This is a genomic window from Rubrimonas sp. (genome assembly GCF_036788415.1).
GTDB lineage: Bacteria > Pseudomonadota > Alphaproteobacteria > Rhodobacterales > Rhodobacteraceae > Rubrimonas.
In genome coordinates, this window is sequence record NZ_DAIQNN010000016.1 from 20,276 (window position 1) to 43,747 (window position 23,472).

General features: G+C 68.7%; 26 protein-coding genes. 8 read left to right on the top strand and 18 right to left on the bottom strand.

What is annotated here, in order from left to right:
* Positions 1-5: 5 nt before the first annotated feature.
* Together V7Q31_RS06300 and argH are read right to left on the bottom strand one after the other, a co-directional pair.
* Positions 6-1,841, bottom strand: coding sequence for an ABC-F family ATP-binding cassette domain-containing protein (locus tag V7Q31_RS06300; RefSeq protein WP_333832840.1), 1,836 nt, complete (start codon positions 1,839-1,841; stop codon positions 6-8).
* A gap of 174 nt (positions 1,842-2,015) precedes the next feature.
* Complete coding sequence (argH, locus tag V7Q31_RS06305) at positions 2,016-3,380, bottom strand: argininosuccinate lyase (RefSeq protein WP_333832878.1); 1,365 nt, start codon at positions 3,378-3,380, stop codon at positions 2,016-2,018.
* An 88-nt stretch (positions 3,381-3,468) separates the two neighbouring features.
* Between argH and V7Q31_RS06310 the strand changes: the two genes are divergently transcribed.
* Entirely contained in the window at positions 3,469-4,053 is a 585-nt protein-coding gene (locus tag V7Q31_RS06310) for a TlpA disulfide reductase family protein (protein ID WP_333832841.1), read from the top strand.
* A 181-nt stretch (positions 4,054-4,234) separates the two neighbouring features.
* Here V7Q31_RS06310 and V7Q31_RS06315 read toward each other — a convergent pair whose 3' ends face one another.
* From V7Q31_RS06315 to V7Q31_RS06325, 3 genes are read right to left on the bottom strand one after another with little or no spacing between them, the layout of a single operon-like run.
* Entirely contained in the window at positions 4,235-4,819 is a 585-nt protein-coding gene (locus V7Q31_RS06315) for a cytochrome b (protein ID WP_333832842.1), read from the bottom strand.
* Positions 4,816-5,412 (bottom strand): YceI family protein, encoded by a 597-nt coding sequence (locus V7Q31_RS06320; RefSeq protein ID WP_333832843.1) that lies wholly within the window; start codon positions 5,410-5,412, stop codon positions 4,816-4,818. Before V7Q31_RS06320 ends, V7Q31_RS06315 begins: the two co-directional genes overlap by 4 nt.
* On the bottom strand, positions 5,409-5,981 hold the full coding sequence (locus V7Q31_RS06325) for a YceI family protein (protein WP_333832844.1): 573 nt from the start codon (positions 5,979-5,981) through the stop codon (positions 5,409-5,411). Before V7Q31_RS06325 ends, V7Q31_RS06320 begins: the two co-directional genes overlap by 4 nt.
* Before the next feature lie 187 nt (positions 5,982-6,168).
* Here V7Q31_RS06325 and V7Q31_RS06330 point away from each other — a divergent pair, with 187 nt between their 5' ends.
* From V7Q31_RS06330 to V7Q31_RS06345, 4 genes are all read left to right on the top strand, one after another.
* Entirely contained in the window at positions 6,169-6,939 is a 771-nt protein-coding gene (locus tag V7Q31_RS06330; RefSeq protein ID WP_333832845.1) for an N-formylglutamate amidohydrolase, read from the top strand.
* A gap of 101 nt (positions 6,940-7,040) precedes the next feature.
* On the top strand, positions 7,041-7,334 hold the full coding sequence (locus V7Q31_RS06335; RefSeq protein WP_333832846.1) for a hypothetical protein: 294 nt from the start codon (positions 7,041-7,043) through the stop codon (positions 7,332-7,334).
* Positions 7,328-7,825, top strand: coding sequence for a hypothetical protein (locus tag V7Q31_RS06340; protein ID WP_333832847.1), 498 nt, complete (start codon positions 7,328-7,330; stop codon positions 7,823-7,825). The genes V7Q31_RS06335 and V7Q31_RS06340 overlap by 7 nt, the downstream gene beginning before the upstream one ends.
* Before the next feature lie 73 nt (positions 7,826-7,898).
* The gene (locus V7Q31_RS06345) at positions 7,899-8,405 is read left to right on the top strand and encodes a hypothetical protein (RefSeq protein ID WP_333832848.1); all 507 of its coding nucleotides are present in this window, start codon (positions 7,899-7,901) and stop codon (positions 8,403-8,405) included.
* A 12-nt stretch (positions 8,406-8,417) separates the two neighbouring features.
* Here V7Q31_RS06345 and V7Q31_RS06350 read toward each other — a convergent pair whose 3' ends face one another.
* From V7Q31_RS06350 to V7Q31_RS06360, 3 genes are all read right to left on the bottom strand, one after another.
* Positions 8,418-9,641 (bottom strand): DEAD/DEAH box helicase, encoded by a 1,224-nt coding sequence (locus tag V7Q31_RS06350; RefSeq protein WP_333832849.1) that lies wholly within the window; start codon positions 9,639-9,641, stop codon positions 8,418-8,420.
* A gap of 228 nt (positions 9,642-9,869) precedes the next feature.
* Positions 9,870-10,328, bottom strand: a complete 459-nt coding sequence (locus tag V7Q31_RS06355; protein WP_333832850.1) for a MaoC family dehydratase — start codon at positions 10,326-10,328, stop codon at positions 9,870-9,872.
* Between the two features lie 163 nt (positions 10,329-10,491).
* The gene (locus V7Q31_RS06360; protein ID WP_333832851.1) at positions 10,492-10,866 is read right to left on the bottom strand and encodes a thiol-disulfide oxidoreductase DCC family protein; all 375 of its coding nucleotides are present in this window, start codon (positions 10,864-10,866) and stop codon (positions 10,492-10,494) included.
* A 40-nt stretch (positions 10,867-10,906) separates the two neighbouring features.
* Here V7Q31_RS06360 and V7Q31_RS06365 point away from each other — a divergent pair, with 40 nt between their 5' ends.
* From V7Q31_RS06365 to groL, 3 genes are all read left to right on the top strand, one after another.
* A complete protein-coding gene (locus V7Q31_RS06365) occupies positions 10,907-11,335 on the top strand; it encodes a DUF3429 domain-containing protein (RefSeq protein ID WP_333832852.1) in 429 nt (142 codons plus the stop codon).
* A gap of 158 nt (positions 11,336-11,493) precedes the next feature.
* Entirely contained in the window at positions 11,494-11,808 is a 315-nt protein-coding gene (gene groES / locus V7Q31_RS06370) for a co-chaperone GroES (protein WP_333832853.1), read from the top strand.
* 40 nt (positions 11,809-11,848) lie between these two features.
* Positions 11,849-13,495, top strand: a complete 1,647-nt coding sequence (groL, locus tag V7Q31_RS06375) for a chaperonin GroEL (RefSeq protein WP_333832854.1) — start codon at positions 11,849-11,851, stop codon at positions 13,493-13,495.
* Positions 13,496-13,891: 396 nt separating this feature from the next.
* Here the strand turns inward: groL and V7Q31_RS06380 are convergent, their stop codons facing one another.
* From V7Q31_RS06380 to V7Q31_RS06425, 10 genes are all read right to left on the bottom strand, one after another.
* Positions 13,892-14,359 (bottom strand): cytochrome c-type biogenesis protein, encoded by a 468-nt coding sequence (locus V7Q31_RS06380; RefSeq protein ID WP_333832855.1) that lies wholly within the window; start codon positions 14,357-14,359, stop codon positions 13,892-13,894.
* Entirely contained in the window at positions 14,356-16,353 is a 1,998-nt protein-coding gene (locus tag V7Q31_RS06385) for a heme lyase CcmF/NrfE family subunit (protein WP_333832856.1), read from the bottom strand. Before V7Q31_RS06385 ends, V7Q31_RS06380 begins: the two co-directional genes overlap by 4 nt.
* Positions 16,354-16,433: 80 nt before the next feature.
* A complete protein-coding gene (ccmE, locus tag V7Q31_RS06390) occupies positions 16,434-16,865 on the bottom strand; it encodes a cytochrome c maturation protein CcmE (protein WP_333832857.1) in 432 nt (143 codons plus the stop codon).
* Positions 16,866-16,907: 42 nt separating this feature from the next.
* Positions 16,908-17,786: a YihY/virulence factor BrkB family protein gene (locus tag V7Q31_RS06395; RefSeq protein WP_333832858.1), complete on the bottom strand. Its 879-nt coding sequence runs from the start codon at positions 17,784-17,786 to the stop codon at positions 16,908-16,910.
* Positions 17,787-17,818: 32 nt separating this feature from the next.
* Positions 17,819-18,841 carry an N-acetyl-gamma-glutamyl-phosphate reductase gene (argC, locus tag V7Q31_RS06400; RefSeq protein ID WP_333832859.1) on the bottom strand — a complete coding sequence of 341 codons (1,023 nt, stop codon included), beginning with the start codon at positions 18,839-18,841 and terminating at the stop codon, positions 17,819-17,821.
* A 69-nt stretch (positions 18,842-18,910) separates the two neighbouring features.
* Positions 18,911-19,801, bottom strand: a complete 891-nt coding sequence (locus V7Q31_RS06405) for a lysophospholipid acyltransferase family protein (protein WP_333832860.1) — start codon at positions 19,799-19,801, stop codon at positions 18,911-18,913.
* A 116-nt stretch (positions 19,802-19,917) separates the two neighbouring features.
* On the bottom strand, positions 19,918-20,364 hold the full coding sequence (gene rpsI, locus V7Q31_RS06410; RefSeq protein WP_333832861.1) for a 30S ribosomal protein S9: 447 nt from the start codon (positions 20,362-20,364) through the stop codon (positions 19,918-19,920).
* Between the two features lie 2 nt (positions 20,365-20,366).
* Positions 20,367-20,831 carry a 50S ribosomal protein L13 gene (rplM, locus tag V7Q31_RS06415; protein ID WP_333832862.1) on the bottom strand — a complete coding sequence of 155 codons (465 nt, stop codon included), beginning with the start codon at positions 20,829-20,831 and terminating at the stop codon, positions 20,367-20,369.
* A 168-nt stretch (positions 20,832-20,999) separates the two neighbouring features.
* On the bottom strand, positions 21,000-22,073 hold the full coding sequence (locus tag V7Q31_RS06420) for a YeeE/YedE family protein (protein ID WP_333832863.1): 1,074 nt from the start codon (positions 22,071-22,073) through the stop codon (positions 21,000-21,002).
* 54 nt (positions 22,074-22,127) lie between these two features.
* Complete coding sequence (locus V7Q31_RS06425) at positions 22,128-23,396, bottom strand: NAD(P)/FAD-dependent oxidoreductase (RefSeq protein WP_333832864.1); 1,269 nt, start codon at positions 23,394-23,396, stop codon at positions 22,128-22,130.
* Positions 23,397-23,472 lie beyond the last annotated feature (76 nt).

Below are 23,472 nucleotides of genomic sequence, written 5' to 3' on the forward strand. Positions count from 1 at the left end.
GACCGTCAGTCGCCCATGGCTTCGCGCAGCGTCTCGAGTTCCAGCCATTCCTCCTCCGCCGCGACCAAGGCCGCCTGGCGCTGGGCCATGGCCGTCGATGCCTTGGCGAAGGCGGCTGGATCGCGCGCATAGAGATCCGGGGCGCCAAGGAATTCGCCGAGACGGGCGATCTCGAAGCTGAGACGGTCGATCTCGGCGGGCAGCAGGTCGAGCCTACGCGCCTGGTTCGAGGAAAGGCGCGGCCGCTGAGCCTCGGGCCTCGGGCGCGATGCCAGTCCGGACTTCTGCCGCGTGCCGGCAGCTTTCGGACGCGGCGGCTCCTCCTTCTCGGGTGCCGGCTTCTGCGCGAGGTGGTCGGTCCAGCCACCGGCGTATTCGATCCAACGGCCTTCACCCTCGGCCGCGATGACCGAGGTCGCGACGCGGTCGAGGAAGTCGCGGTCGTGGCTGACGATCAGCGCCGTGCCGTCGTAATCCGCCAGCAGTTCCTGCAGCAGGTCGAGCGTCTCGACGTCGAGGTCGTTGGTGGGCTCGTCCAGCACGAGCAGGTTCGACTCGCGCGCCATGATCCGCGCCAGCAAAAGGCGCGCCCGCTCGCCGCCAGACAGCGCCTTGACCGGACCGCGGGCTTGGCGCTCGTCGAACAGGAAGTCCCTGAGATAGGCGACAACATGGCGGGGACGACCACGCACCATGATGCCGTCGGACTGTCCTGGCACGCCGAGTTCGGGCGCGCCGGTCAGGCTCTCCCAAAGCGTGGCCTCGGGGTCCAGCAATTCGCGGTTCTGGTCGAAGACGGCGACGGCGAGGTTGGAGCCGAGCCGCAAGGTGCCGGCATCGGGGGCGAGGCCGCCGGTCAGCATCTTGAGCAGGGTGGTCTTTCCCGCTCCGTTGGGGCCGACCAGCGCCACCCGGTCGCCGCGCAGGATGCGCGTCGAGAAGTCCCGCACGACGGTGCGCCCCGTGAAGGTCTTGGACAGGCCCTTCGCCTCGATCACCAGCCGCCCCGAGGCGCGGGCACCGTCGAAAGCCATCGCTGCGGTGCCGCTGACGTGGATCTGGTCGCGGCGCTCGGCGCGCAGCGCGGCGAGGCGGCGGACGCGGCCCTGGTTGCGGGTGCGCCTGGCCGAGATGCCCTCGACCGCCCATTTGCCCTCGGCCTTGATCAGGCGATCCAGCTTGTGGCGCTCGGCCTCTTCCTGCGCCAGCGTCTCGTCGCGCCACGCCTCGAAACCGTCGAAGCCGCGCTCGAGCCGGCGGACCTGGCCGCGGTCGACCCAGAGCGTGGCGCGCGTGAGGGCTGCCATAAGCGCGCGATCATGCGAGATCAGCACGAAGCCCGCACGGGTGTCGCGCAGATTGTCCTCGAGCCATTCGATGGCCGCGATGTCGAGATGGTTCGTCGGCTCGTCCAGCAGCATAAGTTCGGGCTCGCCCGCCAGCAGGCGCGCAAGCGCAGCCCGACGCCGCTCGCCGCCCGACGCCCCGGAGACGGGTGAATCGGCGCGCACCGACAGAGCGTCCATCGCCATCTCGGCGCGCCAGCGCTCGGCGTCTCCAAGGTCTGCCGCGGCGAAGGCACCGAGCGTCTCGAAGGCCGATAGGTCTGGCTCCTGCGGCAGATAGGCGATCCGCGCGCCCGGCTGCGCGAAGCGCGTGCCGCTGTCCGGTTCCACGAGGCCGGCGGCGATCTTCAACAGGGTCGATTTGCCCGAGCCGTTGCGGCCGACGACGCACAGCCGCTCTCCCGCGCCGACGGAGAGCGTGACGCCCTGCAGAAGGGGGCGGCCGCCGAAGCCGAGGCGAATATCGCTGAGGGTGAGGATCGGGGGCGCAGCCATGCCACCGGTTCTGGCGCGCAGGCGCTCCGGGGTCAACGGGACAAGCGGACCCTCAGGGGCGCGCGGGTCGGTCGCGCTCCGCCTCGCGCGCAGCCTCTGCCGGACCCAAGGGATCGCCCTTGATCCCGCAGGCTGCAAGGCCGATGGCCAGAAGCAGGATGAGGGCACGCGACCTCAAAGCCGCCCCCGCCAGCGGGCGATGGCAGCGCGCACGCGGTCGGGCGCGGTGCCGCCGATGCTCGTGCGGCTGCGCACCGAGTTCTCGACGCCGAGGACTGCGTAGACTTCTGCGGTGATGCGAGGATCCAGCCCACGAAGCTCGGCCAGCGGCAGCTCGGGCAGATCTACGCCCAGCGCCTCGGCCCGGGCCACCGCCGCGCCGGTGACGTGATGGGCGTCGCGGAAAGGCATCCCGAGCGCGCGCACCAGCCAGTCGGCGAGGTCGGTCGCGGTGGAGAAGCCCGCGGCGGCGGCGGCGCGCAGGCGGTCGCCATCGGGTTCGAGGTCGCGGATCATGCCCTCCATCGCCGACAGGGCGAGGCCCAGCGCATCGGCGGCGTCGAACACCGGCTCCTTGTCCTCTTGCATGTCCTTGGAATAGGCGAGCGGCAGGCCCTTCATCACCACCGTCAGCGCGACCTGCGCGCCGAGGATGCGCCCGACCTTGGCGCGGACCAGCTCCGCCGCGTCGGGGTTGCGCTTCTGCGGCATGATGCTCGAGCCGGTCGAAAAACGGTCGGACAGGCGCGCGAAGCGGAACTGCGCAGTGGACCAGAGCACCAGCTCCTCGGCCAGCCTCGAGAGGTGCGCGGCGCAGATCGAGGCCGCCGCGAGGAACTCCATGGCGAAGTCGCGGTCCGAGACCGAATCGATGGAGTTGGCCGTGGGCCGGTCGAAGCCGAGCGCGGCGGCGGTGGCCTCGCGGTTGAGGGGGAACGAGGTGCCAGCCAGCGCCGCCGCCCCGAGCGGGCATTCGTTCATGCGGGCGCGCGCATCGGCGAAGCGGCCGCGGTCGCGAGCGAACATCTCGACATAGGCCAGCATGTGGTGGCCCCAGGTCACTGGCTGGGCCACCTGCAAATGGGTGAAGCCGGGCATGACCATGTCGGCGCCACGTTCGGCCTGATCCAGCAGCGCGTCGATCAGGCGGGCGAGCGCCGCGTCCGCGTCGTCGCAGCGTGCGCGCACCCACAGTCGGAAGTCGGTGGCGACCTGGTCGTTGCGCGAGCGGGCGGTGTGCAGGCGGCCGGCGGCCGGGCCGACGATCTCGCGAAGCCGGGCCTCGACGTTCATGTGGATGTCCTCGAGCGCGGTCGAGAACGCGAAGGTCCCCGACTCGATCTCGGCGAGGACCTGCGCGAGCCCAGCGTCGATGGCCACCGCGTCGTCGGGCCCGATGATGCCCTGCGCGGCAAGCATCGCCGCATGGGCGCGGCTGCCGGCGATGTCCTCGCGCGCGAGGCGGCGATCAAAGCCGATCGAGGCGTTGATGGCGGTCATCACGGCATCGGGGCCCATGGCGAAGCGGCCGCCCCACATCGCATTGGCACGACCGTCGCCAGCGGTTTCCCCCTCGCCCGTTTCGCGCCTATCTTCCGCCATCGCACCCCTCCGCCGGAGACCGTCCATGCGCCCCCTGCCAGTCTGGCTCTACCTCGCGGCCATGCTCTGCGCCACCCCCGCCGCCGCCTGGACTGCGGCCGATGCCGCCAGCCTCGAAGCCGCGCGAGCGGGGCAGATGACGCGCCTCGTGGTCCACACGGAGGCGCGACCGCGTGTCGAGACAGCGTTCTTCGATGCCGAGGGACGCGAGCGCCGCTTCGCCGACGGGGTTGGCGCGGTGCAGGTCGTGAACTTCTGGGCGACGTGGTGCCCACCCTGCCTGAAAGAGATGCCGTCGCTCGACCGACTGGCGAAGGCGCTGGAGGGCGGGGAGGCGATGGTCCTTGCGGTCTCGACCGACCGCGGCGACCCCGCCAAGCCGATGAAGTGGCTGGCCGACAACGGCATCACGTCGCTGGCGTTCCATCACGACCGTGGCCTGCGGCTTGCGAGCGCTGCGGCGATCCTCGGCCAGCCTACGACGCTGATCCTTGACCGTGCGGGGCGCGAGATCGCGCGCTTCCAGGGTGAGGCCGAATGGGACAGCGACGACGCACTGGCCGTCATTCGCGCGGCGGTGGAGGCGACGCGTAGTGGTGGCGGCGACTGATCGTCAACTGCGATTTTTCCCGGCGCGGGAGGCTGCCGAACGTGCCGAGGGGAGAAGGCGACGGCCGGCAACGCTGCGACCGCACGATCAACTCGGCATGCCGAACCGCATGGTCTGCACGAAACCCATGCTTCCGCCCCCCATCGCGCGGACGCGGTTCGGAGTGAGCGCTTCTTCCGCCTCAGCCGCCGGTCACCATGCGAACCAGCGTGCGGTCGCGCCTTACGAAATGATGGAACAGCGCCGCGCACGCATGGGCAAGAAGCAGCCCTGCCATCGCGAGGGCAGCGGCAAGGTGCAGGGTCTTGAACGTCGCCTCGAGCGCCTTTGACCCCGGATCGACCGGATCGGGCAGCTCGAACAGACCGAACACCATGTTGCGAACCTGAAATGGAAATGCATCCGCGTTGTTCATCGGCGAGGCAGAGGCCATCAGCCAGCCGGTGACCGGGAGCGCAAGCATCAAGGCGTAGAGCGCGATATGGGCAGCGCGTGCGACCCGATGCTCCAAGGCACTTCCGGGCGGTTCGGTTGGAGTCGGGTTGAGCGCCCTCCAGACGAGCCGAAGAATGGCGAGCGCGAACACAACGAACCCGAAGCTCTTGTGCGTCTGGGTGAGCTGGTAGCGAAGCACCAGATCCGAGGTTCCGACGACATTCACCATGTACCAGCCCACCACGAGAAGGCCGAGGATCAGCAGCGCCATCGCCCAGTGCAGGACGCGGGCGGGAAGGCCCCAGCCGGCAGCGTCGTTGCGGAATTTCATGGCATGTCTCCCGAATTCGCGGCTTCGGGCACAGCCGCGGGGCGTGCAACAAGGTCGAAGGTGACAGTTACCTCAGGGTCCAGGCGAACGAACAGCGCCGAGGGACCCTGCCCGAGCCCGACTGCCCCGGGGTCGAAAACCAGCGCGCCCCGGGCCCGCGCTTCCGGACCGTCGAAGGCGAGCGTGACAGGCGTGCGAAGGATCACGAGCCGCCCTTTCACCGCGATGTCGCCCAACGCTTCCCACATGCCATCGCCCCGCGGCTGGAGCCGGGCGAGGCGATAGACGACCTCGGGCCAGTGCGTCGCATCGAACCACTCGGCGCTCTGCGCGAAGGCGCTGAAAAGCGGGTTGCCGAGGTCAAGCCCGCGGACCGGAATGCGCAGCTCGAATCTGGTCGCGCCTGGATCAGTGGGATCGAAGACGCCCTCGCCCGACATTTCGATGAAACGGCCCTCGGCCGGTGCCCCGTTCATGCGGTAATCGAAGGCGATGCTGGAAATCCCTGGCACCACACGCCATGGCTCCGCAGCATCCGCGGCATGCGCCGCCGCGAGGGCCGCGGCGGCGGCAAAGGCTCGAAGAGCGTTCACGACCCCGGCGTCAGTTCCAGATCGACGCGCACCGGGATGACCGCAGCGAAGGCGTCGCCTCCATAGCTCATGCCCCAGTCGGCACGGCGGATTTCCCCGGTGACCGTGAAGCCGGCAAGAGGCTGGTTGGTGAAGGGGTTGGGACCCAGCTTGTTCAACGTGGCCTCGAAGGTGACGGGCCGGGTCTCGCCGATCATGGTCAGGTCGCCTGCAACCGTCGCAGTGCTCTCGCCTGTGCGCGTGACCGCGGTCGAGACGAAGGTGATCTCCGGATGTTCGGCCACGTTCAGGAAATCGGCCGAGCGAATATGCTCGTCGCGGCGCGGCCAGAAGGTGTCGATGCTCTCGGCCTTGATCGTGAAGCTGATCCGGGTGTCCTCGATCCGTTCGGGGTCGAAAGCGATGTCGGCGTCGAACTCCCGGAACTGGCCATGGACCACCGAAAAGCCGAGGTGATCGGCCATGAAGGTGACATGTGCGTGGCTCTTGTCGACGACCCAGCGGTCGGCAGCCTCGGCCGGGAGGGCGACGGCGAAGGCGGCGAGCGCGAGAGCGGTGGCGCGGCGCATGGCGAACTCCTGCTTTGTTGACGCAGATTGGAGATAGAGCGGAACAGCACGGGCATAAACTGCCCGTCGGATGACAGGTCGTTTCCAATTCTGTGCGTAACGTCGCCAGTTGGCGGCGTTTGTGTCATCTGAGGCAGTATATAGAAGAGCGCTTGAGCAGGGCGACGCAGCGCGCTAGGCATCTACGATGAAACATGTTTCTCCCGTCGACATCGTGCGTCCCGAGGGCGATCCCTCGCTGCTGCTGCTGTGCGATCACGCCTCGAACGCCCTGCCTGCCGAGATCGGATGTCTCGGCCTGTCCGGAGACGACATGGCGCGTCACATCGCGTGGGATGTCGGAGCGCGAGCGGTTACGCTTGCGCTCTCGGACGCTTTCGAGGCGCCGGCGATCCTGACGCGCTGGTCGCGGCTGGTGGTCGACGCCAATCGAGGCGAGGACGACCCGACACTGGTCATGCGTCTGTACGACGGCGCAGTGATCCCGGGAAACCGTTCCGTGGACCCTGCAGAACGAGAGCGGCGGCTGGCGTTGTATCACCGGCCCTATCACGCGGCCATCGATGCGGCACTGGATCGGGCACTTGCGCTGAATGTCACGCCGCGGATCGTTTCGGTGCATTCCTTCACCCCTCAACTGCGCGGTCGCGCGCCGCGCCCATGGCATGTCGGCGTGCTGTGGGACCGCGATGATCGGCTGGCGGCTCCGCTGCTGCGGGCGCTGGGTGCGGAAGACGAACTTGTTGTTGGCGATAACGAGCCCTACACAGGCCGCCTCGAGGGAGACTGTCTTTGGCGGCACGGCACCATGCGCGGTCTGCCCAACGTATTGATCGAACTGCGTAACGACCTGATCGGCGATGTCGAGGGCCAGCGCGCCTGGGCAGCACTTCTGGCGCGGCACCTCGGCGAGGTCCTCGACCTCGAGCCTGCGAGCGAGGATCAAGCCCGGCGCTGAGACAGGTGCTGGAAGCCTGATAACACGCTAGATTAGGTCTTATTTTAACGAAGCTCGATTACGAATGCCATACGGGTGCGCCGGGTGGAGCCTTCCGGTTCGTGGCGCATTTCGACCGGCGTTGTTTCGAGAGGGTCATTCATGCGGTTCCATTTGATTTCGCCCGCGTGGGCGTCGCCGGGAAAGGGCCGGCGATGACCGATCAGCGACGGATCTGCCCGTTCGGATTGACGGAGGAAGAAGTCGCGAGCCTGCGGGCGCTCGCGCTGGATGCCGACGTCCTGAAATCCGTGGCAAAGGCCCACACAGCACTGATCCTGTTTACTCATGTGATCAAATGGTTGTCGGCGATCGCCGGTGGATTGGTCCTTCTCAAGGGGTTGGACATATGGTGAAGCGTATCCTGCCCAGCCAGCGTGGCTTCACCCGCGAGATCCTGTCGATTCTGATCGCGGGCATGATCACGGTGGCGGTGCTCTATGTCGCACCCGCCGAGTGGTTCCTGAAGATCCACTCGATCCAGGTCATCCAGTCTGACGAGGGCAAGACCATCGTCATCCAGGCGCGCACCGTCTGGCCGGGCGACGCCCTCAGCGTTCAGTGGAATGCGCAGGTCGACCGGATCGTGCTGGACCCTGCCGGCAAGGCCTTCGGCGCGACGGTCTGCGCGGGCGAAGGGTTCGCGACGATCCGAGACGACGTCTACGAGGTCGTGCGGATGCCGCTAGCCGACTGGGTCGGAGACCCGTTCTGCAATCCCGACATCGGCGAACCCCACGTCGCGCAGGCGAGCTGGTCGTTCGACATCCTTGGCGTCACCAAGACTGCCTCGACGCGGTCGGCGGCCTTTACCCTTGTGGACCGCACGATCCGCCTCGACCGCTGAGGCGATGCGCCAAGCTACCCGCACCCCGTCCCGGGGTGCCTGACCCTGCCATCCATTCTGATCGGATGCGACCATGTGGACCAAGTTGCGAGCGGCGGCAGCGCCGCCGCGCCATCTGCGCACGGCCGTGCGGCCAATCGCATTGGCCCTCTTGTTTCCCCTCGGCCTCGGCGCAGTACCGGGATCCCTGTTCCTGCAAGTGCAACGCTTCGAACTGTACCACGGCGCGGGGTCCGGTCCGATGGTAGTGATCGAGCGCAACGTCTGGCCTTTCCGGCCACTTCCCGTGGAATGGAGCTCCATGGTGGAGGACATCGAGCCATCGGGCGCGGTCTCGCCGCGACGACGCGTGGTTTGTGCGGGAAAAGGCAACACGGCTATCGGCCTTGCATCGCACGAATACCACCACATTCCAGTCGCCGACTGGACCGGCGACGCCGACTGCAAACTATCCGAAGGCCGCGTCTACGCGCTGAGCACCATATGGCGCTTCACTTTGCTGGGTGTGCCGAAGACAGTCGTCGCGCGGACAGACGCCACGCGACTTGAACCCGTGGCGAACCAGAGCGAGCGGCGCTGAGCCTGTCGCTGGTCACGCCGCGGCGCGCCGCCCTCCCCTGCGGCGTCGCGGAGCGCCCGGACGCGGCGCACCCGCGGGCTTGGCGCCGCGCGGGGCTGTCGCCGGGCCCTCGACGAAACCGCCTTCGGCTGTGACACGGGTGCGGGTGATGCGCTCGATGGCCGCAAGCTTGTCGCGCTCGCCCGGATCGCAGAGCGTGATCGCGATGCCCGTGGCTCCGTTGCGTCCGGTGCGTCCGATACGGTGCACATAGCTCTCGGGTTCATCTGGCAGGTCATGGATCACCACATGGCTGACCCCTGCCACATCGATGCCGCGGGCGGCGATGTCAGTCGCCACCAGCGCCTTGACGCGGCCCGAACGGAAGCCGTCGAGCGCCCGCTGCCGGGCATTCTGGGCTTTGTCGCCGTGGATGGCATCGGCAGACACGCCGTCCGCCAGCAAGTTCTTCGCAACCCGATCCGCCCCGCGTTTGGTCCGCGCGAAAACGATGGCGCGCGTGACGTCGGGGTCCCGCAGCAGGGCGGCGAGTCGAGCCCGCTTGTCGGCCTGAGTGACGAACTCGACGCGCTGCGAGATATCGGGCGCTGCGCTGTTCAGCGGTGCAGCCTCGACGCGCACAGGATCGCGCAGCAGCTCCGCCGCGAGACCTTCGACCTCCGCGGGCATCGTGGCGGAGACCAGCGCCGTGCGGCGGCTGGCAGGCGTGGCGGCGGCAATCTTTCGCACGTCGCGCACGAAACCCATGTCCAGCATGCGATCTGCCTCATCGAGGATGAGCACCTCGACGGCGTCGAGGCGCACGGCACCCTCCGACATCAGGTCGAGCAGACGCCCGGGCGTGGCAACGAGCACGTCGACACCGGGAGCCATCGCACGAATCTGACGGCCCCTCGGAACGCCACCGAGTATCAGCGCAGTCGAGAGACCAAGGCTGCCGCCGAAGCGCAGCAACTCTCCCTCGATCTGCACCGCGAGTTCGCGGGTGGGCGCCAGAATCAGGGCACGCGCCGTGGCGGGCCGACGCCGCCCCGGGCGGCCGCCGAGACGCTCGACCAGCGGCAAGGCGAAGGCGGCGGTCTTACCGGAGCCTGTCTGAGCGAGAGCCAGGACGTCGCGCCCTTCAAGCTGGGGCGGAATGGCCTGCGCTTGGATCGGCGTGGGCGTATCGTATCCGGCCTTCGCGACAGAGCGAGCCAGAGCGGGCGAAAAAGCGAAATCCGCAAAAGCGGTCATCAGATGGTTTTCCACAAGATGGACTGACCGAAGCCTGGACACCAAGCGACGGCAGCTCGGCAATCGCCAAGCGCATCTGGCGGAAGCAGAAGGATGGGCGCGACGATCTTGCGGGTCGGTGGACCCAGCTGCGCTGTCGCATAGGGACCAACTGCACGAAAGTCGGCCGACTGTCAACTCATCAGCATCGGACCCGCTGCTTTCGGCATTTGCGTTTCGTGCCCGGCCTCAGTCGAACTTGGCGGACGGTGCCAGCACCATCGCCTCGCCCTTCAGGACGGGCTTTCCTTCGACCGAGCACACGCAGGCCAGCGTCACGCGCCGCTTGCCGTAGTCGATGTCGGCGACCGTGACGACGGCCTCGACGATATCGCCGGGGCGCACGGGCGCGAGGAAGCTGAGGTTCTGCTTGAGATAGATGGTGCCATGGCCAGGCAACTGTTCGCCGATCACTGCCGAGATCAGCGAGGCGGTCAGCATGCCATGCGCGATCCTGCCGCCGAAGATTGTGTCCCGGGCGTAATCATCGTCGAAATGGACCGGATTCCGGTCTCCCGAGATGCGGGCGAACATCTCGAGATCGGCATCTTCGATGACCTTGCGCAGCGAACGCGACAGCCCCACCGAGAGATCCTCGATGACGATAGTGCCGCGCTTGATGTCACCGAAGGCTTCCGCGTCCAACATGCCGTCCTCCCGCCATCCCGTAGCGACAGGTATGCCGTGCTGCGGCTGCGAAATCAAGCCGCGCGCGCAAGAAACGGACGCATACGACCTTTCCGATGCAATTTCGTTGCGCGCATTCGAGGCGTGCTCGGCCGAGGGAGAGGCACGGGCGGGCTCGAGCCCACTATCGCGGGGTGCCTCTCCACAACCGGCGCATCGGCAGGAAAAGGCGATAGGCCGCTTCCCCGATCCATCTGAAGGGCGCGCGGTCGAGCGCGCGCGCCAATGGGGCCAACCGCGGACTGACGCGCCAGACGGCCAGGAACGCCCGGAATCCCGAAACCAGACGCCCATCCATGCGACGGACATGGAACCGCGCGAGCGCCCGCGCCGGGGTGATCTCCGGCGGCGCCTCGCCGGCGCTCGCATCGCGGAAGGCGATCCGTTCCGCCCCTTGCATGCGGCGGTACGCGGAGATCTCCGCGCGGCAGAGTGGGCAGCCGCCGTCGTAGAACACCTCGCGGGCTGCGGCGGGATCGGGGCTGGCGGGTTCGTCCATGTCGGATAAGTAAGACGCGGCGAAGCGAGGGCGAGGCGACATGATGATGAAAGGCGTTCCCGCCGCGGCGGCGCGGCTCGGTCTCGCGGGGCTGATCCCTTTCGTCGGCCTTGCGGCGCTGGCGCATCTGGCGCCGGGTTCGGGTGCCCGCAGCTGGCTGGCCGCCTATGGCGCTGTCATCCTGTCTTTCATGGGCGGCTGCCGCTGGGGCTTCGCCGCGACGGGCATGGGGGAAGGGCCGGCGGTGCGGCCTCTTGTGCTGGCGGTGGCCCCCGCCCTGTACGCTTGGCTTTCGCTGCGGGCCCCTGCCCCGTTCGACATGGAGCTTCTCGCTCTGGGACTGCTCGCGCTGTATCTGGCCGATCTCAAGCTGACCAAGGATGGCGGCGCGCCGCACTGGTGGCCCGCACTCAGGCTCCCCCTGACACTCGGGGCGACGCTGTCGCTGCTCGCAGGGGCGGCCGCCTGACGACCGCGCATCCTGCGACAAACCGTCTTGACCATGCCTACAGCCTCGGCTAATCCGTCGCCATGCTGGTTGGCACTCATCGACGGCGAGTGCTAACAGGCCCGCCCCAGGCGGGACGGCCGCCGTCGTTCGAAGACGCGAATAGGGAGCGACTTCCAATGGACTTCAAGCCTCTGCACGACCGCGTGCTGGTCAAGCGCATCGAAAGCGACGCCAAGACCGCCGGCGGCCTGATCATTCCGGACACCGCCAAGGAAAAGCCCCAGGAGGGCGAGGTGATCGCCGTCGGCGAGGGTGCCCGCAAGGACTCGGGCGAACTGATCCCGATGGCCGTCAAGGCCGGCGACCGGATCCTGTTCGGCAAATGGTCCGGGACCGAGGTCAAGCTTAACGGCGAAGACCTGCTGATCATGAAGGAAAGCGACATCCTCGGCATCGTCGAGGGTTCGGCCGCGGCCAAGAAGGCCGCCTGAACAGACGCGCTTTCCAAATCACGCGAAAAGGACTGACGAAATGGCCGCCAAGGATGTGAAATTCCACGCCGACGCCCGCGACCGGATGGTCCGCGGTGTCAACACCCTCGCCAACGCGGTGAAGGTGACGCTCGGCCCCAAGGGCCGCAATGTGATCCTCGACAAGTCGTTCGGCGCGCCGCGGATCACCAAGGATGGCGTCTCGGTCGCCAAGGAGATCGAACTCGCCGACAAGTTCGAGAACATGGGCGCGCAGATGGTGCGCGAGGTTGCGTCGCGCACCAATGACGAGGCCGGCGACGGCACCACCACCGCGACCGTGCTGGCCCAGGCCATCGTGGTCGAGGGCATGAAGTCGGTCGCGGCCGGCCTCAATCCGATGGACCTGAAGCGTGGCATCGACGCCGCCGTGCTCAAGGTCGTCGCCGAGATCAAGGCGATGGCCCGCCCCGTCACCGGTTCCGAGGAAGTCGCGCAGGTCGGCACCATCTCGGCCAACGGCGAGCGCGTCATCGGCGAAAAGATCGCCGAGGCGATGCAGAAGGTCGGCAACGAAGGTGTCATCACCGTCGAAGAGTCGAAGTCCATGGAGTTCGAACTCGAGACCGTCGAGGGAATGCAGTTCGACCGCGGCTACCTCAGCCCCTACTTCATCACCAACGCCGACAAGATGGTGGCGGAACTCGAGGACTGCTACATCCTCCTCCATGAGAAGAAGCTGTCGTCGCTGCAGCCGATGGTGCCCCTTCTTGAGGCCGTCATCCAGACCCAGAAGCCGCTGCTCATCGTGGCCGAGGATGTCGAGGGCGAGGCGCTCGCGACGCTGGTGGTCAACAAGCTGCGCGGCGGTCTGAAGATCGCGGCCGTCAAGGCCCCCGGCTTCGGCGACCGGCGCAAGGCGATGCTGCAGGACATCGCGATCCTGACCGGCGGTCAGGTGATCAGCGAGGACCTCGGCATGAAGCTTGAGAGCGTCACGCTCGACATGCTGGGCACCGCCAAGCGGATCCGGATCACCAAGGACGACACGACGATCGTCGACGGCCATGGCGAGAAAGGCGAGATCGAGGCGCGCGTCGCCCAGATCAAGCAGCAGATCGAGGAAACCACCTCCGACTACGACAAGGAGAAGCTCCAGGAGCGTCTGGCCAAGCTGGCGGGCGGTGTCGCGGTGATCCGCGTCGGCGGCGCCACCGAGGTCGAGGTGAAGGAGCGCAAGGACCGCGTCGACGACGCGCTGAACGCCACCCGCGCCGCGGTGCAGGAGGGCGTCGTGCCGGGCGGCGGCGTCTGCCTCGTGCATGCCGCGAAGGTGCTGGAAGGCTTCGTCGGCGACAACGAGGACCAGAAGGCGGGCATCGCCATCGTGCGCCGCGCGCTGGAGGCCCCGCTGCGTCAGATCGCCGAGAACTCGGGCGTGGACGGTTCGGTGGTGGCCGGCAAGGTCCGCGAGTCCACCGACCGCAACTTCGGGTTCGATGCACAGCTGGAAGTCTATGGCGACCTGATGAAGGCGGGGATCATCGACCCGGCGAAGGTCGTGCGCACCGCTCTCGAGGACGCCGCGTCGGTGGCTGGCCTGCTGATCACCACCGAGGCGATGGTCGCCGAGAGGCCCGAGAAGAAGTCCTCCGCCGGCGGCATGGACGGCATGGGCGGCATGGGCGGCATGGACGGCATGATGTGATCTGATCGATCGCGAGGGACCATGAAATCGGCCGCCCAGGATACCCCGGGCGGCCTTTTCTGTTTGCCGGTTGACCTGACCCCCGTCGCTCGTCAGGCGGCGACTGGGCTGGCAGGGTGAGAATTGCGAGCGCCGGCGCCGTGAGCAACGCGGGACGCGAATGGGCCCTCCGCACCGCCGCGCGCCTCGACTGATCGCGCCTGCGCGGGGCAGCACCGACCTCGTCTCGCGCTGCCGGACGAGCCCAGCCGATGAACAAGGGCGCAGGACCGCGCGACGGGCGCATGACCGACAGACTTGCCGCGCCGGGCAGGTTGGACGGCCGACGCGGGGATACCGCGCCTCATGTGAGGCTGCGGGCGCTGGGGAACCTGCGCGGTCTTTCCGAACCGACGCTCAGCGGTCGAGCAGGCTGGCGAGTTGCTTCTGTTCGTCCTCGGACAGCGGCGCAGGCCCGGCCTTGAGCCTGCCGGCCGCCTCGCGCGCCTTCAGGTATCTCCAGGCCGTCCAGCCGCCGAACAGCAGCAGCGCGGGCCCGGACAGCCAGATGAAAGCGTTTGCCAAGGTCAGCCGCGGCGTCAGCAGCACATACTCGCCATAGCGATCGACGATGTACGATACCGCCTGCGCATCGCTGTCGCCCTCGGTCAGGCGCTCGCGCACCAGAAGGCGCATGGTGCGCGCGAAATCGGCGTTGCTGTCGTCGATGGATTCATTACGGCAAACGAGGCAGCGAAGCCCCGCCGAGATGTCCCGCGCCCGGGCTTCGAGCACGGGGTCATCGAGCATCTCGTCGGGCTGCACGGCCGCTGCCGGTCCCGCCAGCAGCGCCAGCGCCAGCAGGAAGCCCCGCAGCCAGTTCATTCGGCGGGCACCGCGGCCGGCGCTCGCGGCACGGCCATCTTCGCCGCGCCGACGCGGTAGCGCCGGTCGGTCAGCGACAGCACGCCACCCAGCGCCATGACCACGGCACCGCCCCAAATCCAGTTTGCATAGGGCTTGACATAACTGCGAACCGCCCAAGCGCCCTCGTCCCCCTGCTGCGGATCACCGAGCACGATGTAGATGTCGCGGAAGAAGCCGTAGTCGATGCCCGCCTCGGTGGTCGGAGTCGGCGGCGTCGTCTCTGTATAGACACGCTTTTCCGGAAAGACATGGGCCACTTCGCGGCCATCGCGATAGGCGGTGAACTCGCCGCGATTGGCGACGTAGTTCGACGCCCGCACCGGAACCACGCCGTTGAAGACGATCTCGTAGCCGCCGAGCTCGAAGCGCTCGCCGGGGCGCTTGATCCGGATGTCCTCGACCGACCATGCGGTGATCGCGGCGACGCCCCAGATCGTGAAGGCGACCCCGGCATGGGCGGTCCACTTGCCCCAGTCGGCGCGCGGCGTGCGCGCCACGCGCCGCCAGCTTTCCGCGAGGGCTCCGCGCCCGATCTTGGCCCGCTCGAGGATCTCGACCGCGATGCCGGCGAGGATCCACACGGTCAGCGCCATGGCGACGGGCGCCATGGGCGAGCGCCCGGTCTGGTACCACCACAGCAAAGCGCCAGCGGCCATCGCGGCGATGCCCGCCCCCGCAAGCTTGCGCGATGCGGCCAGCAGATCCCCCCGCTTCCAGGGCAGCACGGCCCCGATCGGCAGCGCGAGGGCCAGCAGCACCATGAAGGGCGTGAAGGCCATGTCGAAGAACGGCGCGCCGACGCTGATCTTGTCGCCCATCACCGCCTCGCGGACCATCGGGGCCATGGTGCCGGCCAGCACGACGCCGCAGGACGCCATCATCAGCAGGTTGTTCAGCACCAGCCCGCCCTCGCGGCTGACCGGCGCGAACACGCCCTCGGACCGCAGCGACGGCGCCCGCCAGGCGTAAAGCCCAAGGCTTCCCCCCACGGCCAGGGCCAGCAGCAGCAGGATGAACACGCCGCGCTCGGGGTCCACGGCGAAGGCGTGCACGCTGTCGATCACGCCCGAGCGCACGATGAAGGTGCCCATCAGCGACAGCGAGAAACCGAGGATCGCCATGAGGATCGTCCAGTTCTTGAGCGACGACCGCTTCTCGACGACGATGGCGGAATGCAGAAGCGCGATCGACGCGAGCCACGGCATGAACGAGGCGTTCTCGACCGGATCCCAGAACCAGAAGCCGCCCCAGCCGAGCTCGTAATAGGCCCACCACGAGCCCAGCGCGATCCCCACCGTCAGCGCCGCCCATGCCACGAGCGCCCAGGGCCGCACCCAGCGCGCCCAGGCCGCGTCCACGCGCCCCTCGATCAGTGCGGCCGCGGCGAAGCTGAACGCCATCGAGAGGCCGACATAGCCGAGGTAGAGGAAGGGCGGGTGGAAGGCGAGGCCGGGATCCTGCAGCAACGGGTTCAGGTCCTGCCCCTGATCGGGCGCGGGGAACAGGCGGTCGAACGGATTGGAGGTGAACAGCATGAAGGCGAGGAAGCCCGCCGAGATCATGCTCTGCACCGCCAGAGCCCGCGCCTTGAGCGGGGCCGGCACGTTGCCGCCGCGCCATGCCAGCAGTGCGCCGAACAGGGCGAGGATCAGCACCCACAGCAGCAGCGAACCCTCATGGTTCCCCCAGACGCCGGTGATCTTGTAGAGCATCGGCTTCAGGATGTGGCTGTTGGTCGCGACGAGTTCGACCGAAAGGTCGGTGGTCACGAAGGACCATGTCAGCGCCAGGAACGACACGCCGGTCAGCGCGAACAGGGCCGTTGCGGCGGGCGTCGCCGTTTCCATCCAGTCGGCCCAACCCTTGTGGGCGCCCACCAGCGGCGCGGTCGCGCCGATCAGCGACACGGCGAAGGCGAGGATCAGCAGGAAATGGCCGAATTCGGCGATCATCGGTTCGTCCCTTCAGGCGACCTTCCATGCGCCAAGCCTATGGCGCGCGTCCGCGGCGTCAATGTGGCGGTGCGCCCGCGTCAGATGCCCGTCCGCGGCTCGCGCAGCGTGTCCGCGACCGCGGGGGGCATGTACTTCTCGTCGTGCTTGGCCAGAACCTCCCGCGCGACGAAGCGGCCGTCGCGCCAGTGACCCTCGGCGACGATCCCCTCGCCCTCCTTGAACAGGTCGGGCAGGACGCCGGCGAACTCGACCCGCACCGTGCTCTCGTAGTCGGTGACGTCGAAGGCCACCGTCTCGCCCTCGCCGCGCATCACCGTGCCCTCGACGACCATGCCGCCCACGCGCAGGCGCTGGTTCGGCGAGACGTCCTTCGACAGCAGCTCCGTCGGCGGCATGAAGAACACGAGGCTGTCGCGGAAGGCGACCGTCGCGAGCGCCGTGGCCGAGGCCATCAAGACGCCTGCGACCGACAGCATCAGAATGCGGCGCTTCTTTCGGGTCATCGCCATGGGGCGCTCCTTGGTGGCGGCGGTTCCGGGGGAACCCGTCTGTCAGGGCAGGTCGTCGCGGAGGCTCGATTTCCGATAGCGCATCAGTACCCCGTTGACCTGCGCCCCGATCAATATGGCGGCGCCGGTCAGCCAGAAAAACAGCAGCGTCACGATGACGCCGGCGAACGCGCCGTAGGTGATGGCGTAGGACGGCGCGAGGCTGAGATAATAGGAGAATCCTCCCGCCCCGATGCCCCACAGCACCGTCGAGACGATGATCCCCGGCATCAGCCGGCGCCGCGGCGGGCGGCGCGAGGGAAGCAGCACGTGCAGTTCCCAGAGGAACAGCGCGAAGATGCCCAGCCCCACGACCCAGCGCACCAGCGTCAGCGCGATGGGCGCGGTGACGCCGAGCGCGGTCTCCGCCAGCAGGACGCCGACCGGCGCGAGGCCCATCAGCAGCCCCTGCAGCGCGAAGGTGCCGACGGCCAGCAGAACGCACAGCATCGCGACGAGGCGGCGCCTCAGGAACGGCCGCTGCGTCGGGGCGCGATAGGCGCGGTCGAAGCCCACGCGCACCGCTTCGAGCGCGCTCGAGGCCACCCACAGCGCGCCGACCGCCGAGATTGTCAGCAGTCGCCCGCTCGCCCCCTGCGTGACGCTGAAGATCACCGGCTCGAGGGTCTGGGCGATGTGCTGGGGCGCGGCCTCGAACAGCCCGTCGATCAGGGACTGCGCCTGCGCCTCGCTGATGGTCACGCCGATCAGTGCCGTCATGAAGATCGCGAACGGGAACACCGCGAGGAAGGCGGTGTAGGCGATGTAGGCCGCCATGGCGTCGCCGTCCTCTCCGGCGTGGCGGGCCAGTGCCAGCCAGCCCACGCGGACCGCGGCGCGCAGACGCCGCCAGAGCCGTGCGATGCGCGCCCGAACCGCCATCCGGGGCGGCGCCGCAACTGCCGCGGCGACGGTCACGGAAACAGGGGCGCGGCGTCCAGCCCCTGCGTCTCGGGCAGCCCCAGCATCAGGTTGGCGTTCTGCAGCGCCTGCCCCGAGGCGCCCTTCACAAGGTTGTCGAGCGCGGCGAACACCATCGTCCGGCCCGCGCGCCGGTCGGCGACGACCCCGATGTGGCAGTGGTTCGAGCCGCGCACATGGCGCGTCTGCGGCGTGCGGCCCATGGGCAGGACATGCAGGAAAGGCTCGGCGGCGTAGCGGCGGGCCAGCGAGGCGTGGATCTCCGCCGCCTCGCCCCGCACATACACGGTGGCGAGGATGCCGCGGTTCTGGGGGGCCAGGTGCGGCGTGAAGGTGCAGGTCACGCTTCGGCCCGCAGCCTTCGAGAACTCCTGGTCGAACTCCGCCAGATGCCGGTGCGCGGCGACGTTGTAGGCGTGGAAGCCCTCGGCGACCTCCGCGTAGAGACTGCCCTCCTTGGGCGAACGCCCGGCGCCCGATACGCCGGTCGCGAGGTCGATGATGATCTCGTCGGGATCGATGACGCGGTCGGCCAGCAGCGGCAGCACCGCATACATGCCAGTGGCGGCATTGCAGCCCGTCCCGGCCACGAGGCGCGCCGGCGCGATGCGGTCGCGATAGAATTCGGTCAGCCCATAGACCGCCTCGGCCTGCAGCGCGAGCGCATGGTGCGCGTGGCCGTACCAGCGTTCGTAGACCGCCGGATCCTCGAGCCGGAAATCCGCCGACAGGTCGACGACCTTCAGGTCGCGCGGCAGCTCGGCCACGACCTCCTGCGTTGTCGCGTGCGGAAGCGCGCAGAAAACGAGGTCGATGCGGGCGAAGTCGACATCCTCGATGCGCGTCAGCGCCGGAAGGTCCAGATGCGTGAGGTGGGGGAACACGTCGCGCATCTCCGACCCGGCCTTGCGGTCGGCGGTCAGCGCCCCGATGCGCAGCCCGGGATGGGTGGCGATGAGCCGCACCAGCTCGGCCCCCGTATAGCCGCTGGCGCCCAGGATCGCGGCCGTCCGCATGGCTGTCTCCCCTTCCCTCGCGAGCGCGATGGATACCCCGCAGGTGGCCTCGAAGCAACCGCGGGGGCCTCAGCCGAAATCGTGGCCGTAGGACAGGTCGGGGATCGGGGGCGTGGCGAGCCGATAGGTCGCCACGCGAAGGTGATCCATCAACCCCTTGGGATCGCGCCTGAAGCGGTCGAGTTCATCCTTCGGCAGCGGCGCGCCGATGCGCACGCTGACCGGGCGCTCGATGCCGCGGCCGAACTCGTTGATCAGCAGGGCAAGCCGCAGGGTCTGGTTCACGTGGCTGGCGATCTGGAACAGGCGGCTGTTCTGGCCGTCGAAGAACACCGGCACCACCGCCGCCCCGGTGCGGGTGATCATCTTGGCGGTGAAGGTGCGCCATGCCGGGTCCATGGCGCGGCCGAACGGACGGGCGCTGGTCGAGACCGTGCCCCCGGGGAACACACCGATGCAGCCGCCCTGCCCCAGCCAGGCCAGCGCCTCGCGACGCGTGCGCAGGTTCTCCTCGGTGCCCGCCCGGCTCTCCTCGAAGCTGATGGGCAGGATCACCTCGTGCAGGTCGCGCGCCTTGGTGAACACGTTGTTGGCGAGGATCTTGAACCGTCCCCGCGTCAGCGAGAGGATCCGACCCATCGCCAGCCCGTCGAGGATGCCGAACGGGTGGTTCGCCACCACCACCAGCGGCCCCTCGCGCGGGATGCGCGCGAGATCGTCCTGCGTCACCGACAGGGCGAGGCGATAGCGTTCCGCCATCACCTCCCAGAAATCGCGCCCGCGCTCCACCTCCGCGTCGTATCCCATCGCCATGCGGATCAGGCGCGGGCGTCCGGTGATGTTCTCGACCGAGCGGATGAAGACGCGCCCCGCGCGGCTCTTGGCCCCGAAGGCATAGCTGATCTCGCGGGCGGCCGCCCCGTCGGATGGGGTCGGGCCGTGGGTGCTGGAGCCTGGCATGGTCCGTTCAGTTGAGGCGGCGCTGCACAGAGATAGGGCCGCCGTCGCGCGCAGCGCAAGACGGCGGCCCGGAGAGTGAGCCCGCTCCGCGCAGGGCGCGGGGCGGGCGGGGCGGATCAGCGCTTCGAGAACTGGAAGCTGCGGCGGGCCTTCGCCTTGCCGTATTTCTTGCGCTCGACCACGCGGGGGTCGCGGGTCAGGAAGCCCGCAGCCTTCAGCGAGGGTCGAAGCTCGGGGTCCCACAGGCTCAGCGCCTTCGAGATGCCGTGCTTCACAGCGCCCGCCTGGCCCGACAGGCCGCCGCCCTTGACGGTCGCCATCACGTCGAACTGGCCGCCGACATTGGCGATCTTGAAGGGCTGGGCGACGACCATCTGCAGCACGGGCCGCGCGAAATACTCGGCCATGACCTTGCCGTTGACCGTCACGCGGCCGGCGCCGGGCTTCACCCACACGCGCGCGATGGCGTTCTTGCGCTTGCCGGTGGCGTAGGAGCGGTTCAGCGCGTCGCGCACGGGGACCTTGGGCGCCGCGACCTCTTCGATGGGGGTCAGCTCGTCCATGCTCAGGCGCTCCGCGTGTTCTTGGGGTTCATCGACGCCACGTCCATAACGGCGGGCTGCTGGGCTTCGTGCGGGTGCTCCGCGCCGCCATAGATGCGCAGGTTGGTCATCTGCTTGCGGCTGAGCGGGCCGCCCGGCAGCATGCGCTCGACCGCCTTCGAGATCACGCGCTCGGGGTGTTTGCCCTCGAGGATTTTTCCGGCGATCGCCGACTTGATGCCGCCCGGATAGCCTGTGTGCCGGTAATACACCTTGTCGGCCCGCTTGTTGCCGGTCAGCTGCACCTTGGCCGCATTCACGACGATCACGTTGTCGCCCATGTCCATGTGCGGCGTGAAGGTCGCCTTGTGCTTGCCGCGCAGGACCTTGGCGATGATCGAGGCGAGCCGCCCGAGCACCACGCCCTGCGCGTCGATCAGGACCCACTTCTTGTCGATGTCGGCGGGTCGCGCGCTGAAGGTTTTCATCGTCCGTCCGTGCCTTGGCGCCGCAGGCGGCGCGAGGGTTCGCCGCGGTCCACGCCCCGCGTCGCTGAGGCGCGGTGAGTGGCAGAGCGACGCGCCGCTGTCAAGCGCGCTCTGGCGCGATTTCCCGCGCGACTTCAAGGGATTCACTGTTGGGGTATTTCGATACCGCTACTGCGCCGCCACCGGCGCGGCGCCCGGCCGGTCCAGCGCCCATTCCGTGGCGATCGCGGCGACCCACATGGCCGTCAGCGCGACCCACATGCTCAGCGCCAACGTGGACGCGCCCGTGACCCCCGCCCCGATCGAGCAGCCGCCCGCCAGCATGGCGCCGAAGCCCATGAGCACCGCGCCCGCGATGTGGCGGCGCATGGCGGGCGCGCCGTCGAAGCCCTCGAAGCGCCACTCGCCCGCGGCGCGCGCCGCGATGCCCGCCCCCAGCACCACGCCGGCCACGAGGCCGACACCGAAATCCGCCCATTCCCCGGTGAACAGCAGCGCCATCAGCGTCTCGGCGGACGGCCCGGAGAAGGCGATGCTCTCCACCGGGATCGGCTCGAAGGCCGCGCGCGAAAGCTGCGCGGTCAGCAGCCAGCCGGCCCCGACAGAGAATCCCACGCCCGAGCCGAACCACAGCGTCCGCGCCGAGACGCGGTTGCGCGCCGCGGACCACAGCGCGAGCGCCGTGAATGCGACGCCCAGCACAAGCCCCGTCCAGCGCCCCAGCCCGGACACCAGCGCCAGATCGACGTTGCTTGTCCCCGTGGTCCACCACAGGGCGATATCCTGCCGCAGCGGCGCGAGCGCGCCGTGATAGGCCATCTGCGCCGCGACCACGAACACAAGGCCCGTCAGCAGCGATCGCAGGTTGCCGGTCGAGGCCAGCACAAGCAGCCGCCCCGGGCAGCCGCGCGACAGCACCATCCCCCAGCCCACCAGCGCCCCGCCGACGATGGCCCCCGACAGCGAGCCCGCGCCGGTGAGGATGCGCGAGGCGTGGATGTCGGCCCAGCCAAGCAGGTCGAAGGCATGGGTCCAGATCATCGCCGTGGCGAAGCAGAGGAACCAGACCGACAGGCGCTCGCCGACCTGGCCGCGGGCGAACTCGACGCAGGCCGCGCGAAGGCAGAAGCGGCTGCGCTGGGCCGAGACGCCGAAGATCGCGCCGGTCAGCAGCCCCGCAAGCGCTGCGGCGCCGCCATCGCCCAGCGCGTCGAGCACGGGGGTCGCGTCGAAGCCCTCCATGGCCCCTCTCCCGCCATTCGGGGCGGCGGACGCATGCCCCCGCCCCGCTGCCGATCAGCCGAACATGTCGGCCGTGATGCCCGCGTACCAGCCGAGCGATTCCTCGAAGGTCGCCCGGCGCAGCGCCGCGTCCTCGCCGGTCTGGCTGATGAACGAGGTCTGAGTGGCGATCTTCTCCTCGGTGGGCGCATACTGCCCGCCCACCTTCACGCCGTCCTCGGCCGCGATCAGGCTCCAGCAGGTGTTGGCGAAGCGGGCCGGGAAGGCCCGCGCGCCGATCAGTTCCGACCGGACGATCATCGCGGCGACCTTGGCCTGGCTGTTGGCCGAGAAGCCCGATTTCGGCATGTCGCCCGCGATCGAGCTGTCGCCCAGCACGAAGATGTTCGGGTCCATGGTCGAGCGCATGGTGGCCGGATCGACGGGGCAGAAGCCGCTTTCATTGGTCAGGCCGGCCGCATGGGCGATGGCCCCGGCCTTCTGGGCCGGGATGAAGTTCACGAGGTCGCCCTGGAAGACGTCGAGATCGGTGTGCACCTCGCCAGTGTCGGGATCGACGCGCTCGATGCCGCCATGGATCGACGGGCCGAACCACTCGATCATCTGCCCGTAATGGCGCGTCCAGCCTTCGGCGAACAGCGCCTGCTTCGAGAAGCTGTCCTTGTGGTCGAGGACGAACACCTTCGAGCGGTCGTGCCCCTTGGCCTTGAGCACATGCGCGAACATCGAGGCGCGCTCGTAAGGGCCGGGCGGACAGCGGAACGGGTTGGGCGGCGCCACAAGCACCACGTTCTGCCCGTTCTCGAGCGCATGCAGCCGATCCGACAGTTCGCGCGCCGGGGTGCCGCCCTTGTAGGCGTGCGGCATCTTCGCGACCGCGGCCTCGGAGTAGCCCTCGGTCGCGTCCCAGCGGAAATCGATGCCGGGCGAGACGATCAGCCGGTCATAGGGCACGCGCGACCCGTCTGCCATGACGACCTCGCGCGCATCGCGATCCACGGACTGCGCCATGGCCTGCACCATGGTCACGCCGTAGTTCGAGGCGAGGCGGTCGTAGGAATGGGTCAGGCTGTCCCAGTCGTAGAAGCCGCCCATGGCGAGGTTGCCGAAAAAGCAGGTGGTGTAGGCCGGGTTGGCCTCGATCAGCGTGACGTCGATGGCGCCCTCGCTGTCCTTGGCGACATAGCGGGCCGCCGTGGCGCCCCCCGCACCGCCGCCGATGACCACGAGCTTCGGCCGCGACTGCGCGCGCGCCAGCATCGGGGCCACGAGCGTGGCCCCGCCGAGCAGCCGGCCGAAGGCGCGGCGATCCATGTGCAGCATCTGCATTCCTCCCCGGAGTGTCGGCGCCCTTTTCTACGGCGCTTGACGGTAAATATCGCGCGCGCGGAGGGTTTTG